The sequence below is a fragment of the Stenotrophomonas sp. K-6 genome (assembly GCF_056861555.1).
On sequence record NZ_JBSPUC010000001.1, the window covers coordinates 825340 to 839032 of the forward strand.

The window sequence follows — 13693 nt, forward strand, 5'->3', positions numbered from 1 at the left end:
ATCACGATGTCACGAACCATCAAAGTACTCGGCGTCACCCTGTGGCCGCCGATCTCCCAGCGGCTTGCACAGCGCCTCCGTGCCGTCGAGGTCGACGCTGAGGCATTGCGCGCCGAACTGGCCGAGGTGAAGGCGCACAGCGAGAATGTGGATTCCGCCGCCGGCTCACAGATCACCTCGCTCAGCAGCCAGCTGGCCGCAGTCAACGGGGTTCTGATCGAAGTGCAGGGCCGCTTGCCTCCGCAGCCGAAGACCAAGAAGGCCAAGGCCCAGGTCCGCCGCCGCAGCCCGCGCTGATGTCTGGGCAGGGAAAGGCCATGTTGGCGCTTGGCCGGCTCAAGGTCGGCCAGATGAACAAGACCGAGGCGGCTTACGCGGAGCGGTTGCGTCAGCTGCAGGCGGCCGGCGAGATCCAGTGGCACAAGTTCGAAGGCATCAAGCTGCGACTGGCTGACGCCATGTTCTACACGCCTGACTTTGCGGTGCTAGCCGCTGATGGCGTGATGGAACTGCACGAGGTCAAGGGCTTCTGGATGGACGATGCCAGGGTCAAGATCAAGATGGCTGCTGCCCTGTACCCGATGCGCTTCATTGCGGTCCGGGTGAAGCCGAAGCGGGACGGAGGCGGCTGGGCCGTCGAGGAGTTCTGATGGACGAGCGCATAGACCGCCTGCTGTCATTGGCCGAGCAGCAGCACGCCACTATCGTGGAGCAGGGGCGCCAGATCGCTCAGCAGGCTGAGCATATCGGTCTGCTCACGCAGTCGGTCGTGCTGCTGCTGGGCGAAGAAATGGGCGTACCGGTGACTGACGGAGACGCCGCGCCCGAGCCACAACGCACCGACATGGACGGGAAACCGTACTGATGGCCGGCTTGGCAGGCAACCGTCAAGCCAAGCGGTCTATGCCTACCAACAGCCGGGCATGGCGCCAGCTCCGCGAAACCATACTGGTGCGTGATCTATACCGATGCCAGGAGCATGGTTGTGGAGTGACGTGCACCGGGAAGGGCGAGGCCCACGTCGATCACGTCGATGGCGATCCGAACAACAACAACCCGGCGAACCTCCGAACGATGTGCGTCAGCTGCCATAGCCGCAAGACTGCTCGCGAGGACGGTGGATTTGGCAACGCCGCGCACGTGGTCATCGGTTGTGACGATGACGGGTGGCCATTGAGACGGCTCCGGGCGAATGTCGCCGGCAACGACCGGGCGGAAGTTATCCACAGGGCGAAAGCAGGCCGAGGGTGGGGGGGCCGAAAAGTTTGAGCTGAACGGCTCACGATACGCGCGTCAACCTTTCCTCACGCATCCACAGTTGGAAAGACGACCCCCTGAGGGTGGGGATTGATGGCAAACCCGCGAACGCCGGCGGCCAAGGCGGCAGTGTCTGGCGCCGCGGCGAAGAACCCGAAAAGGCACCAAAACCGGAAGACCCCAAAGGCCACGAAGGCAATCGGCCCTCCATACAAGGGGATGACCAAGCAGCAGGTCGCCGTGTGGAAGGAGCAGGTGGAAAACATGCCCTGGCTACATGCCGGCCATCGATTGCTATTGCGCCAGGTCTGCATCCTCGGCGCGCGCATGGAGACAGATCCCGAGATGGGGGTGTCGGCTATGCAGGCTCTCGGGTCGCTGCTCTCTAAGTTGGGAGCAACGCCGGTCGACGAGACGAAAGTACACCATGGCAACGGCGAAGACGAAGACCCGGACGACAAACATTTCTAACTGCCGCACCAGCGAGTACCCACTCGCTGTGGTATCTGGGAAGGTGGTGGCCGGGCCCCATGTCCGGAACGCGTGTCGGCGTCATCTTAAAGACCTCGAAGAAGCTGGTGAGCGCGGACTCTACTTCGACCGCGAAGCTGCCGATAAGAAAATCGCCTTCTTCGAAGAGGTGCTGCGCCTCAGCGAGGGGCAGTTTGAAGGCAAGCCCTTCAATCTTCACCCGAGCCAGGCATTCAAGATTGGGAGCTTGTTCGGGTGGAAGCAGGCTGATGGAGAACGCCGATTCCGGCGCGCCTACATTGAGGAAGGCAAGGGAAACGGCAAATCACCTATGGCCGGCGGTATCGCGCTTATCGGTCTGTGTGCAGATCAGGAAGCAGGCGCCCAGGTCTACGCGGTAGCGTCCCACAAGGATCAGGCGGGAATCCTGTTCCGCGATGCCGTCAAGATGGTCAAGGCATCGCCGGCCCTCAAGAAGCGCCTGCAGTTCTCTGGCGGCGAGGGCAAGGAATACAACATCGCGCACCACAAGTCGCAGAGTTACTTCCGCCCCGCGTCCAGGGACGTCGGCAAGACTGGCTCGGGCTACCGACCACACTTCGTGCTGGCCGATGAAGTACATGAGATGGCCGACGGCCGGATCATCGAGATGATGGAGAACGGCTTCAAGTTCCGTCGCTCGCCGCTTCTGTTCATGATCACCAACTCGGGTAGCGACCGGAATAGCGTCGCTTGGGCGGAGCACGAGCATGCGGTGAAGGTGGCCGCCGGTAGCCATGAGGCGGTTACCGACCCGAGCTTCATTGGCGATGTGATCGACGACAAGACCTTCTCATTTGTCTGCGGTCTGGACGAGGGCGATGACCCGCTGGAGGATCCACGCTGCTGGTTGAAGGCGAACCCCATGTTGGGGATCACCATCACCGAGGAGTACTTGGCGGGCCGCGTGAGCCAAGCCAAGCAGATCCCGAGCAAGTTGAACGAGATTCTGCGCCTCAATTTCTGCATGTGGACCGACGCTGATCAGGCGTGGATGAGCCGCGACACAGTCGAACCCTCTCTGCAGGAATTCGACCCTGCGGATCACCACGGGGCTAAGGTTCACCTTGGGCTTGATCTCTCCCAGAACCGCGACATCACCGCCCTCGGCGCTGTGGTCGAGACGGGCACCACCGAAGTGACGGTGGAGGTCGAGGGAAAAAAGAAGGTCGTCAGCAAGCCGACGTTCGATGCATGGGTTGAAGCATGGACGCCAGGGGACACGGTCAAAGCGCGGGAGCTACGTGACAAGCTGCCTTACAGCACTTGGATCAGGAACGGCCACCTCCACGGCCCCAAAGGCCAGACGATCAGCTTTCGGCATGTCGCGCAGACGTTGGCCGAATACGACCGGGACTATGAAATCGCGCAGGTCGCTTACGACCGGTATGCGTTCCGCAAGTTCGAAGAGGAAGTCAATGACCTTGGTCTTTCGATTTCGTTCGTTGAACACCCGCAGGGCGGTTTGAAGAAGGGCAAGCCGCCCGAGGAGGCAGTGAAGGCCGCCGCTGCCGCGAAGAAGCCGCCGCCGGAGGGTCTATGGATGCCCGGGTCGGTCCGCCTCTTCGAAGAGGCTCTACTGGAAGGGCGCGTCCGCATCCGCGGCAACCCTGTCTTGGTCTCGGCAATCATGTCGGCCGTGATCGAGTGCGACAAGTGGGAAAACCGCTGGCTCTCAAAGGCTCGCTCGGTAAACAAGATCGATGCCGCAGTGGCCCTCGTGATGGCCTTCGGATCGGCTCACTCAGCGGTCAAACCTGCCTCCGTGTATGAGCGGCGTGGCATCAGATTCTTATAAGGAACGCAATGTCCAGGTTCAACGAAGCTCAGCTCCAGTCGCTGGACCGGTTCTGGAATCCCCTCGCCGAGGCTTCCGCGCCACCGCTCAACGCGCGCGCTGAAGCCGGGCAGTTCAAGGGAATGGATGATCCCGCGCTGCTCGAGTTCATGCGTGCTGCTGGCGGGCAGGGCAGCGGTGGCTACCAGCTACGGAACATGGCTGTATTGCGCTGCGTGTCACTGATCTGCGGCACGGTGGGCATGCTGCCGTTAAACGTGATTGAAGCTGGCCCGGCGAAACGCGTAGCCACCGAGCACCCCGCGCACCGATTGTTGCGGCTCAAGCCGAACCCCTGGCAGACGCCGATCGAGTTCAAGCGGCAGATGGAGCTGGCGCGGCAAAGGCATGGCGACGCCTACGCCCGAATCGTGTGGTCAGCCGGTCGGCCGATCCATCTGATTCCGCTGGAGTCCACGGCCGTCGATGCGGACCTTGGCGACGATTGGCGCATGGTCTATCGCTACAACAGCAAGAAGCGCGGCGAGGTGATCCTCAAGCAAGAGGAAGTGCTGCACGTTCGCGACATTTCTGTGGATGGCGTGACCAGCCTGTCTCGGATGAAGCTCGCAGACCGGGCCATTCGCCTGGCGCTGGACGCAGAGAGGGCCGCCAGCCGGATCTTCGAAACGGGAAACATGGCCGGTGGCGCCATTGAGGTTCCAGCTGCTCTCAGCGATGAAGCGTACGCACGTATGCGGGCGTCACTCGACACCGAGTACGCAGGTGCCAGCGCCGCGCAGAAGTGGATGCTGTTGGAGGAGGGCGGCAAGGCCAACAAGTTCGGAAGCACCGCCCAGGAGGCGCAGCACGTCGAGAACCGCAATGCCCAGGTCGAAGAGGTCGCCCGTCTGTTCGGCGTGCCCCGACCTCTTCTGTTCCTGGACGACACCAGCTGGGGCAGTGGCATCGAGCAACTCGGCATCTTCTTCCTGCAGTACACGATGCTCGAGCACTTTACGAACTGGGAACAGGCTATCGCGCGAGCACTTATCGCCGAGCGCGACCTTGAGCGCTACCAGCCCAAGTTCAACGTCCGCGCCTTGATGCGCGGCACCCTGAAAGATCAGGCGGACTTCTTCGCCAAAGCGTTGGGGTCTGGTGGCACAAAGCCCTGGCACACGCAGAACGAGATCCGAGACCTGCTGGACTATCCCGAATCGGATCAGGCTGGCACCAACGACTTGATCAACCCCATGACACAGAAGGGAAAAAGCAATGAGCCTCCGGCAGCTGCCTGAAATCCGCGCCGAGCGCAGGCTGGGCGCTGCCCAGTTCGACATGCGCCCTGATGCCTTGGAGCGCTGGGAGCCCGAGGTCAGGGCCGCCAGCTCCGGCGACAACAGCATCTCGATCTACGACTCGATCGGCGAGAACTGGGAGGGTTCGGGCGTGACGGCCAAGCGAATCAGCGCAGCCCTCCGCTCAATTGGTGATCGGGACGTTGTAGTGAACGTCAACTCCCCGGGCGGCGACTTCTTCGAAGGGGTGGCCATCTACAACCTGCTGCGCGAACACAAGGGCCGCGTTACGGTTCAGGTCATGGGCCTGGCCGCGTCGGCAGCGTCGGTGATTGCCATGGCCGCCGACGAGATCCTGATGGGTGATGGTGCATTCCTGATGATCCATAACGCTTGGGCGGTAGCTATCGGCAACCGGCACGATATGGCCGATGCCGCCAAGCTGCTGGAGCCTTTCGACGCGGCGATGGCGAACGTCTACGCAGCTCGCTCCGGCATCACTGTGGCTGAAGCGGCGCGGATGATGGACGAGGAAACGTGGATCGGCGCAGCGCAGGCTGTGGAGGACGGTTTCGCCGACGGCTTGCTCGATGGCGCTGCAGCTACGAAGGGTGCTACGCAAGCGGGCGGGGGGCGAAAGGCGCTCGCGTTGGTCGAGGCTGCGATGGCCAAGGCCGGCCACTCGCGCTCGATGCGCCGCGACACCCTGAAGTCCCTGTTCAACGGCAAGCCGAGCGCTGCCGAACCTGCCACGCCGCGCGCTGGCTCTAGTGAAACCTCGGCCCTGCTCCTGGGCCTTCTCGACAACATCAAAGGCTAAGAGGCCAACAATGAACAAGATGTCCCACGGTCGCGTCCCGCGCGGCCTCGTTTCCGTGCGCGCCGATGGCGGCGCACAGCCCGATGTGAAGGCTTTGGTGGAAAGCCTGAATAAGGCATTCGCCGACTTCCGGGCCGAGCACACCCAGCAGCTGGAGGAGGTCAAGAAGGGCAACGCCGACGCACTCCAGGCACTCAAAGTCGACACCATCAACGCCGATATCTCCCGTCTGCAGGCGGCCGTCGACGCTGCCAACACCCAGATGGCAGCGTTCCAGATGGGTGGTGGCGCCGCATCCGACAGCGTCGCGGATGCGGAATACACCAGCGCTTTCCGTGCCCACTTCCGCAAGGGCGAGGTACAGGCTTCGCTCAACAAGGGTGTGGCCGAGGAAGGCGGCTACCTGGCCCCGGTCGAATGGGACCGCTCGATCACCGATCGCCTGGTCATCGTCTCGGACATGCGTCAGCTGGCCAATGTTCAGCCGTGCTCCGGCGCCGGCTTGACCAAGCTCTACAACATGGGCGGCACCGCCTCTGGCTGGGTCGGTGAAGAGGACGACCGTCCCCAGACCGGCACGGGGAAGTTCAAGTCCCTCGGCTTCGGTTGGGGCGAGATCTACGCCAATCCGGCGGCCACCCAGCAACTGCTGGACGACTCCCAGATCAACTTGGAGGCCTGGCTGGCTGGCGAGGTGGAGCAGGAATTTGCAAAGCAGGAGGGATCCGCGTTCTTCTCCGGCAACGGCGTGAACAAGCCCTTCGGCATCCTGACGTACGTCGAGGGAGGCGCCAATGCGGCCAAGCACCCGTTCGGTGCAATCAAGGCCGTCAACAGTGGCGCTGCGGCGGCGATCACCAGTGACGGCATCATCGACCTGATCTACGAACTGCCGTCGGCATTCACTGCGAATGCGAAGTTCTCAATGAATCGCAAGACCCAGGGCACCGTGCGAAAGCTGAAGGACGGTCAGGGCAACTATCTGTGGCAGCCCTCGCTGGTCGCCGGCCAGCCGGCTACGCTGGGTGGCTTCCCGGTTCAGGATGTGGCGGCGATGCCGGACGTGGCCGCCAATGCCACCGCCATGCTGTTCGGTGACTTCAAGCAGACCTACACCGTCTACGACCGCGTGGGTGTGCGTGTGCTGCGCGATCCGTTCACCAACAAGCCGTTCGTGCAGTTCTACACCACGAAGCGTGTGGGCGGCGGTGTGCACAACCCCGAGCCGATGCGCGCTCTCAAGATCGCGGCTGCGGCCTGATCGTCAACCTGCCGGGTGGTCTCGCGCCACCCGGCCCCAGCCATGATCGAGGTTCAGCAATGGCAAAGTTCATCAAGCCTTTCCGTGGTGTGCGGGTGGGCCAGATCTACCCGGTCCAGTTCGCCGTTGGCGAGGAGTGCCCGGCCGAGCTGGAAGCCGGCGCACTGTCTGTCGGTGCGCTATCCCTGGCAGCCGCCCCACTGCTCTCGTCCAGCTTGGCGGGGTCCAACACCCTCCCGGACCAGGTGCCGTTGGCCGATGGCGTCACTGTGAGCGTGGAAGATATGGTCAGCCACGCGCACAACGCGTCTGGCCTTACCGCTGAAGCCTGGAATGCCTTGGATGAAGAACAGCGAGACCAGGCACTCGGCCTGTCCATCCAGCAGCTGACGGCCGAAGCAGAGGCCAAGCAAGCGACGACCAGCAGCGATCCCGCGGCTGCCGGCACTGGCGATGCAGGTAACACCCCGCCGGCAGCTGAGAAGGGTGAACTGATCCAACAGTTGGAGGCGGCTGGTGTTGCCTTTGACAAGCGCTGGGGCGTGGACAAGCTCACTGCGGCGCTTACCGAGGCCCGGAAGGACTGACAAATGAGCCTGATTTCGATCGAGCAAGCCCGGGCGCATGTCCGGGTGGAGGATGACTACCCGGTCGAGCAGCTTCAGTCTGCGGTGGACGGTGCGCAGGACGCCGCGCAGGCGTATCTCAACCGGCGCATCTATGAGAGCAAGGACGCTCTCGACGCCGACCGCGTGGAATACCCCGGCGCAGTGGGCGCCGCTGCGTCTTCCCGCGACAGTGCGCTGGCAGCAGCGGTGTTCATCCAAGACGCCGAGGAGCGATCAGCGGCAATTCGCCTTGCGCGCGTCGTGTATCAGGAAGCCATTGCTGATGCGGGGAGATGCGTGAACGGAGTCGTGGTGAACCCGAGCATCCGTTCAGCGATCTTGCTTACGATGGGCCATCTGTACGCAAACCGGTCTGATGTGGTGGTCGGCGCGCAGGTGATGGAGCTCCCGCAAGGTGCGCGGTCTCTTCTCCGCCCCTACCGCAGGGTGATGATGCCATGAGCCTTCAGGACGGTGAGCTGACGAGTCGGATTCGGTTCGAGCGAAAGGTGACGGAGCGGGATCCACTAGGTGGAGACGTCGCCTCACGGTGGGAACCCGTGGTCAGCGTGTGGGCAAAGACCACCAACAACCTGGCAGCGACCACGGAAATGATTGCCGCAGGGGCTGATCGATATCGTGAGCAGGTCCGGTTCGATATGCGGCTCCGCACGGTCGAACCGGCGTGGAGGATTCTGTTCCGCGGGAAAGCCTTCGACATTAAGTCGATTGCTCCCAGCAATGATCGGAGTGAACTCGCCATCATTGCCGTTGCGGGGATCTCAGATGGCTGAAGAGCTACAGCTACATGGGCTGAAGGGGCTTTTGACGACGCTTCGCGGATTGCCGGACGAGGTCCGTGGGAAACCCCTGCGCACCGGCATGCGCAAGGGCGGCAACATCATCCGTGACGAGGCACGCAACCGGGTGGTGCGGCACTCAGGCTTTCTTGCCAGCGAGATCGTGGTCCGCAGAGCCAACGCGAGGAACCGGCGCCGAGCAGGCGTGGGCAAGGACGGTGAGTACTTCACCGTCGGTGTCCGGGTCGGCCGAAAGGCCAAGTACTCGAACACGAAGCGCAACCAGCGCCTGCGACGCGTCGGCAAGGTCTATGAGACTACGGGATGGGCACACTACTGGCGGCACGTCGAATTCGGGACCAAGAAAATGGCGGCGAAGCCGTTCCTGACGCCTTCGGCTGAGGCTCGCGGGCCGCAAGCTGCCCAAGCGATCATCAATGAAACGTGGATCGCGATCACTCGCGCGCTGAAACGACAAGGCTGGGTGCTGTGATGGTTCCTCTGATCCAATCGATCTTGCAGGCCAGCGGCCCTGTGCACGCGCTGTTGGGCGACCCGATTCGCGTGTGGCCCGGCGTGGCGCCCGAGGGCGCGGCGCTGCCCTACGCGACTTGGAGCGTCGTGGGCGGGTCACCAATGGCGCAGCTTTCGGATCCGCCGCCGGCGGACGGTTGGCGCGTGCGCCTGACGGTGTGGGGCGCCGGGGCGAGTCAGGCCAACGCCGCGGCGGTGTCGATCCGCGACGAGGTGGAGCGTCACGGCAGCATCGAGTCCTACAACCCCCCGCCTGATGACGACGACACCGGTGCCTTCGGCATTTCCTTCGACGTGCGGCTGCTGGCCATCCGGTAGCCGGTCAAATTCGCAACCCCAACCGCCGGCGTAAGCCGGTTTTTTTGTGCCCGGCGACCGGGCTTCACACAAGAGGTAAACTGCAATGGGCGTTTTGAAGTCCAAGCACACCCAGCTGTTCATCGCTACCGCGCTCGCCGAGGTCACCAAGGTGACCCGTCTGCGTTCGGTCGGCTTCCCCGATGGCCAGGCATCTGAAATCGATGTGTCCGATTTCGACGATGACTGGGACCAGTTCGTTGCCGGCCGCAAGGCCACCGGCAGCACCACCATCGAGATCAACTACGACGCGGTGGACCACGAGAAGATCGAAGCCCTGCACACCAGCGGCGCTGTCGTGGACTTCTTGGTCACCGCACCGAAGTCTGAGACCGAGGGCGTAGAGAAGCCCGTCGCTGTCAATGGCGTCATCACGCCGCCGGACGATGTGGTTTCCAAGCAGTTCAAGGGCTTCGTCCAGAACTTCGCCGTCCAGGTGGCGGACAACGATATCTGGAAGGCCACCATCACCATTCGCGGTTCCGGCGCAGTCACTACCCACCGTCCGGCGCCCTGACCGGCGGAACGGCGCTCTCTCTTTCGGCCCGCTTCGGCGGGCCTTCTCTTTGGTCGGGCGCGCGGGAACCCCCGCGTGTTAGCCGTGCGCGGCCTGCGCGCCCTGCCACCATTTCAGGAAACGGCCCATGAGCAAGACCAACGACACCCCGGCGAGCGATACGCCTGCCACCTCCCAGACCGTGCTGCAGACCTTCACCAGCCTGGGCATGTTCGCGTCCAAGGACGTGCATGCAGACACCATCACCCTGCCCAGCGGCGACAAGGCGCAGTTCCACGTGCGCGAGCTGCCGGATGCGGAATTCCGCAAGCTGTTCCAGGACGGCGATCGTGCCAAGCTGATCGCGGCGACCATCTGCGATGAGGATGGCAAGCCGGTGATGACGGCCGCCCAGGCCTCGCAGCTCAAGCCGCTGGTGGCCGCCGAGCTGCAGCAGGTGGCCATGAAGCACTCGGGATTCGGCGACAAGGCCGCTGACGCCCAGGCAGAGGCGGGAAACGCCTAAGGCAGCGGGGCGAGGACTGGTTCTGGCATGTCCTTGCCGGCCATCTGCATCGTACTGTGGCCGAGCTGCGCGGGACCATGTCGCGCAAGGAGTTCCTGCGGTGGTGGGAGTTCCACAAGCGGAACCCCATCGATCCGGTGGGGTTGCATATCAAGCCGGCCGCATTCGCTGCCTTCACCTTCGCTGCGCACAGCCAGGCAGGCACGAAGCGCGGCATGCAGGATTTCATGGATGTGCTGGTGCCCAAGTCGGACGACGACGAGGCCCAGGACTGGTTCGATTCACTGGGATGACCAATGGCTGACAACTTCGGACGCTTCGCGGCGGTTCCCATTGGCCCGCTGCTGGCCGCGCGAGACGGCGGCCTGACGCTCGCCACCACGGCCGAGGCCAACCTCAACCGTATGGCGCGATCGGACGTGGCGCAAAGCGCTGGCACGGTGGGCGTAGAGTTCGCGGTCTGGGGCGATGACGACGTGTCGGCTGTGATCGGCCTCGCTACTGCAGCGGCGCCGCTCAACAGTTACCCGGGTGCTGCCGCCGGCGGCGTGGGGTGGGAGCTGGGCACCGGCCGGGTACTGCTGGACGGCGCGCCCGTCGCAAGCGGTCTACCGATCGTCAAACACGGCGATATTGTTGGGCTGCGGGCCGTGTTCGGCACTCCGTCACGCCTGCAGCTCTACCTGGGTGCCACCCAGGTGCATCAGCGGGATATCAACCTGGCCGGTCCTTTGCACTTTGCCGCCGCGCTGGCGTCGAGCAAGGCCGGTGGCCTCTGCATGGCGGTCAACGCTGGGCAGTGGAACGCGCGAGGGCCGGCCGCGCTTGCCGGCTGGAAGGTCGCTACGGCCTCCCGCCCTGTCACTCGCCTTGCGGACGCGGACTGGCTGACCGCGCCCGGTGACCTCCCGGCCAATGCCCGCTACGAGGGGCTGATCGCCGAAGGGGTGAACCTGATCAGCGAGATCAACTTCTGGCCGTGGGGCGGCGACCCGGTGACCCAGACCAGCGCCGCCGAGTGCGTGTTGCTCGACGCCGACGGGCTGCTCGACAACCTGGCGCTGTCCGGCGCCTCAGGGATGCCAGTCCAGATCCGGGCGGGCAGCTCCGCCGGCATGCTCGCCGACACCTCGGCCGTGTTCCGCTTCACCGTGGACCGCATCGAGATCAACGACGACGGCAGCAAGACGGTTCACTTCCGCGATGCCCACGACGATCTGGACGAGACAATCAACCGCGGCGTGTTCATGCCAAACATCGCCGCCCTGGCATGGAAGCCGCAGCCGGTCGTGATCGGGGCGGTGGCCAGCGTGCCGGCGATGGGTGCCAATTCTGATGCGACCGCGATGTTTGTGGCCGACGGCCTGGTCTATGCCGATGCGGTGATGGACCGCGGCGATCTGATGGAGCCGGGCACGTTCGATCTGTCGCCCGACGGGCAGCAGCTGCTCATGAAGTCGCCGCCGGTCACACCGGTGGTGGCGGACCTGTCCAGCGTTGGACCCGGCCAGCGACCTGCCACCCTGCAGCAGGCGATCGCCGACATCATGGGCCGCTTGGGTAAGACCTCATGGTCCGGTGGCGACTGCGCCGCGGTTGATGCCGCAACGGGCTATGCGGGCGTGGGTTACTACGCCGGCAATGCGATCACCGGGCGGGATGCCATGAACGCCATCCTCCCCAGCTATGGGGCGGCCTGCTACCAGGACGCAACCGGGGTGCTGCGCTTCACCCGTGTGGTGGCGCCCGAAACGTTCGGCGGTGCTCCGGCCTTCGAGCTCACGGCCAACGACCTGGCCGAGGATCTGCTGGCAGTGCCAGACGACGCGCCGAACCTGACACGCCGCATGGCCTACCGCCCGAACGCCCAAGCGTTGGCCGCCTCGGATCTGGTCACCGATGTGGTGGACGTGCCGCAGGCGCGCCGCGACGAGCTGACCGGCCTGTTCCGCGCGCAGGTTTACGGGGGCGGGGTGCTGCACCAGCACTATCGACGCGCGGACGCGGCAGACCCGGTGATCTCGCTCTTCTGGCACGCAGCTGACGCGCAGTCGGAGATCGATCGGGTGATGGGCATGTACCGCGAGCAGCGGTTCTTCTACCAGGTGACGGTGCGCGGCGATCAAAGCCTTGCCCCACAGCCCGGGCAGATCGGCCGGCTGACGTACCCACGCTATGGCTTGGACGAGGGCAAGGCCGTGCTGGTGCGGCGCGTTGAGCGCAACCCGGCCACGGGTGACGTGGTCCTGACGATGTGGGGTTGATCGGATGCTGATCGGATATGGAATGCCAGCCCCTCAATCGGTGGCGCTGGTGGGTGGGACCTGGCTGACGGCAGATGGCGGCGCCGCGCTGTTCGACGGCAAGCCCGCGCGACGGGCGCGCATCGCCCGCACCGGCGCACTGTCTATCAACATCACCCTCGCGGAGGCTGTGGTGCCGGGCATCGTGGCCGTGCTCGGCCTCAACGTGCCGGCCGGCGTCACCATCCGCGCAGCTGGCGCCACCGGCCAGACCGTACGCCTGCCGACCGGGACCGTATGTGCATGGCTGTTCCCAACCGGTAGCGCGGCGGTGAGCAGCGTGGCAGTTGAGATCGACACCACTATGGCCAACGTTGAGGTCGGGGAGATCGCGATCTTCCGTACGGTGGACGTCGGGATCACGGATGGATGGGCCGTGGCGCCGGTTGACGCCAGCACCCACACGCGGACCAAGGGCGGGCAGGTGAACACGGTGGCAGGTGCCGTGTACCGCCGCCTGACCGCCACGCTGTCCGGCCGCGCGACTGAGGTGGTCCGCAAGGGCGGCCTGAGCGGTACAGACTGGGAGACGGTCGCGATGGCGATGGCTGGGCGCCAACGCTCATGCGTGGTGCCGCAATACCGCGACATTCAGACCAAGGCGTTCGATCCGGTTCTGGCTGCGCGCGCTGCCATGTATGGCCACGCCACCCAGCTGCCCTCTGCCGAGAACATCAGCCGACAGTACTTCAGCGGATACATGGAGTTCGAGGAGGTTCCTGCGTGACGGTTCCGTTGGTCGACTTCCCGGTGAGACAATCCGCGGTTCTTCACCAAGGGAAGCAAGGATGATTGAACACACGAGCAAAGTGGATGTGCCTGACGCTGAGCCGCCGTCTGCGCCTGATGAGCTGCCAATCCGTGCAGGAGACACGCTGGAGGAAATTGGGAGGCTCATGCTTTTTCTGTCTGTTGCCGCAGGCGGCGTGGGAATTTTCGCCTTCGGCCGAATCCCCACCGTAACGAGTTGGGGCATCAGCTACGAGTGGCACCCCCTCGCGGTCTTGGCTGTTCTGATCGGTGCGGTCTGGACCGTCGCTCTTTCATGGGCGGTTTATAGAGCGGGAACGACGCTGCGGTGGATCGAGGCCATCGGCCGGAAGCTCGACATCAAATAGTCGCGTAGCCCTAGAGGCTCCGCTG

At 64.1% G+C, this 13693-nt stretch carries 20 protein-coding genes; all 20 read left to right on the forward strand.

Features of this window, described 5'->3' with window-relative positions:
- Positions 1-6: 6 nt before the first annotated feature.
- The 20 genes from AC13F7_RS03675 to AC13F7_RS03770 all read left to right on the forward strand — a co-directional run bounded on the left by AC13F7_RS03675 (position 7) and on the right by AC13F7_RS03770 (position 13668).
- Positions 7-297 (forward strand): hypothetical protein, encoded by a 291-nt coding sequence (locus tag AC13F7_RS03675; RefSeq protein ID WP_482999277.1) that lies wholly within the window; start codon positions 7-9, stop codon positions 295-297.
- A 20-nt stretch (positions 298-317) separates the two neighbouring features.
- Positions 318-650, forward strand: a complete 333-nt coding sequence (locus tag AC13F7_RS03680) for a DUF1064 domain-containing protein (RefSeq protein ID WP_482999278.1) — start codon at positions 318-320, stop codon at positions 648-650.
- Positions 650-865: a hypothetical protein gene (locus AC13F7_RS03685; RefSeq protein ID WP_482999279.1), complete on the forward strand. Its 216-nt coding sequence runs from the start codon at positions 650-652 to the stop codon at positions 863-865. Before AC13F7_RS03680 ends, AC13F7_RS03685 begins: the two co-directional genes overlap by 1 nt.
- Before the next feature lie 38 nt (positions 866-903).
- The gene (locus AC13F7_RS03690; RefSeq protein WP_482999490.1) at positions 904-1269 is read left to right on the forward strand and encodes an HNH endonuclease signature motif containing protein; all 366 of its coding nucleotides are present in this window, start codon (positions 904-906) and stop codon (positions 1267-1269) included.
- A 207-nt stretch (positions 1270-1476) separates the two neighbouring features.
- On the forward strand, positions 1477-1728 hold the full coding sequence (locus AC13F7_RS03695) for a hypothetical protein (protein WP_462082527.1): 252 nt from the start codon (positions 1477-1479) through the stop codon (positions 1726-1728).
- Complete coding sequence (locus AC13F7_RS03700) at positions 1685-3565, forward strand: terminase large subunit (protein WP_482999280.1); 1881 nt, start codon at positions 1685-1687, stop codon at positions 3563-3565. Before AC13F7_RS03695 ends, AC13F7_RS03700 begins: the two co-directional genes overlap by 44 nt.
- Before the next feature lie 8 nt (positions 3566-3573).
- A complete protein-coding gene (locus AC13F7_RS03705; protein WP_482999281.1) occupies positions 3574-4845 on the forward strand; it encodes a phage portal protein in 1272 nt (423 codons plus the stop codon).
- Positions 4823-5665 (forward strand): head maturation protease, ClpP-related, encoded by an 843-nt coding sequence (locus AC13F7_RS03710; protein WP_482999282.1) that lies wholly within the window; start codon positions 4823-4825, stop codon positions 5663-5665. Before AC13F7_RS03705 ends, AC13F7_RS03710 begins: the two co-directional genes overlap by 23 nt.
- 10 nt (positions 5666-5675) lie before the next feature.
- Positions 5676-6926, forward strand: a complete 1251-nt coding sequence (locus AC13F7_RS03715) for a phage major capsid protein (protein ID WP_482999283.1) — start codon at positions 5676-5678, stop codon at positions 6924-6926.
- Positions 6927-6985: 59 nt separating this feature from the next.
- Positions 6986-7513 (forward strand): hypothetical protein, encoded by a 528-nt coding sequence (locus tag AC13F7_RS03720; protein ID WP_482999284.1) that lies wholly within the window; start codon positions 6986-6988, stop codon positions 7511-7513.
- Positions 7514-7516: 3 nt separating this feature from the next.
- Positions 7517-7996, forward strand: a complete 480-nt coding sequence (locus AC13F7_RS03725; RefSeq protein WP_482999285.1) for a head-tail connector protein — start codon at positions 7517-7519, stop codon at positions 7994-7996.
- Complete coding sequence (locus tag AC13F7_RS03730) at positions 7993-8328, forward strand: head-tail adaptor protein (RefSeq protein WP_482999286.1); 336 nt, start codon at positions 7993-7995, stop codon at positions 8326-8328. The genes AC13F7_RS03725 and AC13F7_RS03730 overlap by 4 nt, the downstream gene beginning before the upstream one ends.
- Positions 8321-8827, forward strand: coding sequence for an HK97-gp10 family putative phage morphogenesis protein (locus AC13F7_RS03735; protein ID WP_482999287.1), 507 nt, complete (start codon positions 8321-8323; stop codon positions 8825-8827). Before AC13F7_RS03730 ends, AC13F7_RS03735 begins: the two co-directional genes overlap by 8 nt.
- Complete coding sequence (gene gp17, locus AC13F7_RS03740; RefSeq protein ID WP_482999288.1) at positions 8827-9186, forward strand: tail completion protein gp17; 360 nt, start codon at positions 8827-8829, stop codon at positions 9184-9186. The genes AC13F7_RS03735 and gp17 overlap by 1 nt, the downstream gene beginning before the upstream one ends.
- 85 nt (positions 9187-9271) lie before the next feature.
- Positions 9272-9742 (forward strand): phage tail tube protein, encoded by a 471-nt coding sequence (locus tag AC13F7_RS03745; protein WP_353086590.1) that lies wholly within the window; start codon positions 9272-9274, stop codon positions 9740-9742.
- Positions 9743-9869: 127 nt separating this feature from the next.
- Positions 9870-10247, forward strand: coding sequence for a hypothetical protein (locus AC13F7_RS03750; protein WP_482999289.1), 378 nt, complete (start codon positions 9870-9872; stop codon positions 10245-10247).
- A gap of 56 nt (positions 10248-10303) precedes the next feature.
- Entirely contained in the window at positions 10304-10540 is a 237-nt protein-coding gene (locus AC13F7_RS03755) for a hypothetical protein (RefSeq protein WP_482999290.1), read from the forward strand.
- Positions 10541-10543: 3 nt separating this feature from the next.
- On the forward strand, positions 10544-12511 hold the full coding sequence (locus AC13F7_RS03760) for a hypothetical protein (protein ID WP_482999291.1): 1968 nt from the start codon (positions 10544-10546) through the stop codon (positions 12509-12511).
- A gap of 22 nt (positions 12512-12533) precedes the next feature.
- Positions 12534-13277 (forward strand): hypothetical protein, encoded by a 744-nt coding sequence (locus AC13F7_RS03765; protein ID WP_482999292.1) that lies wholly within the window; start codon positions 12534-12536, stop codon positions 13275-13277.
- A 61-nt stretch (positions 13278-13338) separates the two neighbouring features.
- Positions 13339-13668, forward strand: coding sequence for a hypothetical protein (locus AC13F7_RS03770; protein WP_465163872.1), 330 nt, complete (start codon positions 13339-13341; stop codon positions 13666-13668).
- Positions 13669-13693 lie beyond the last annotated feature (25 nt).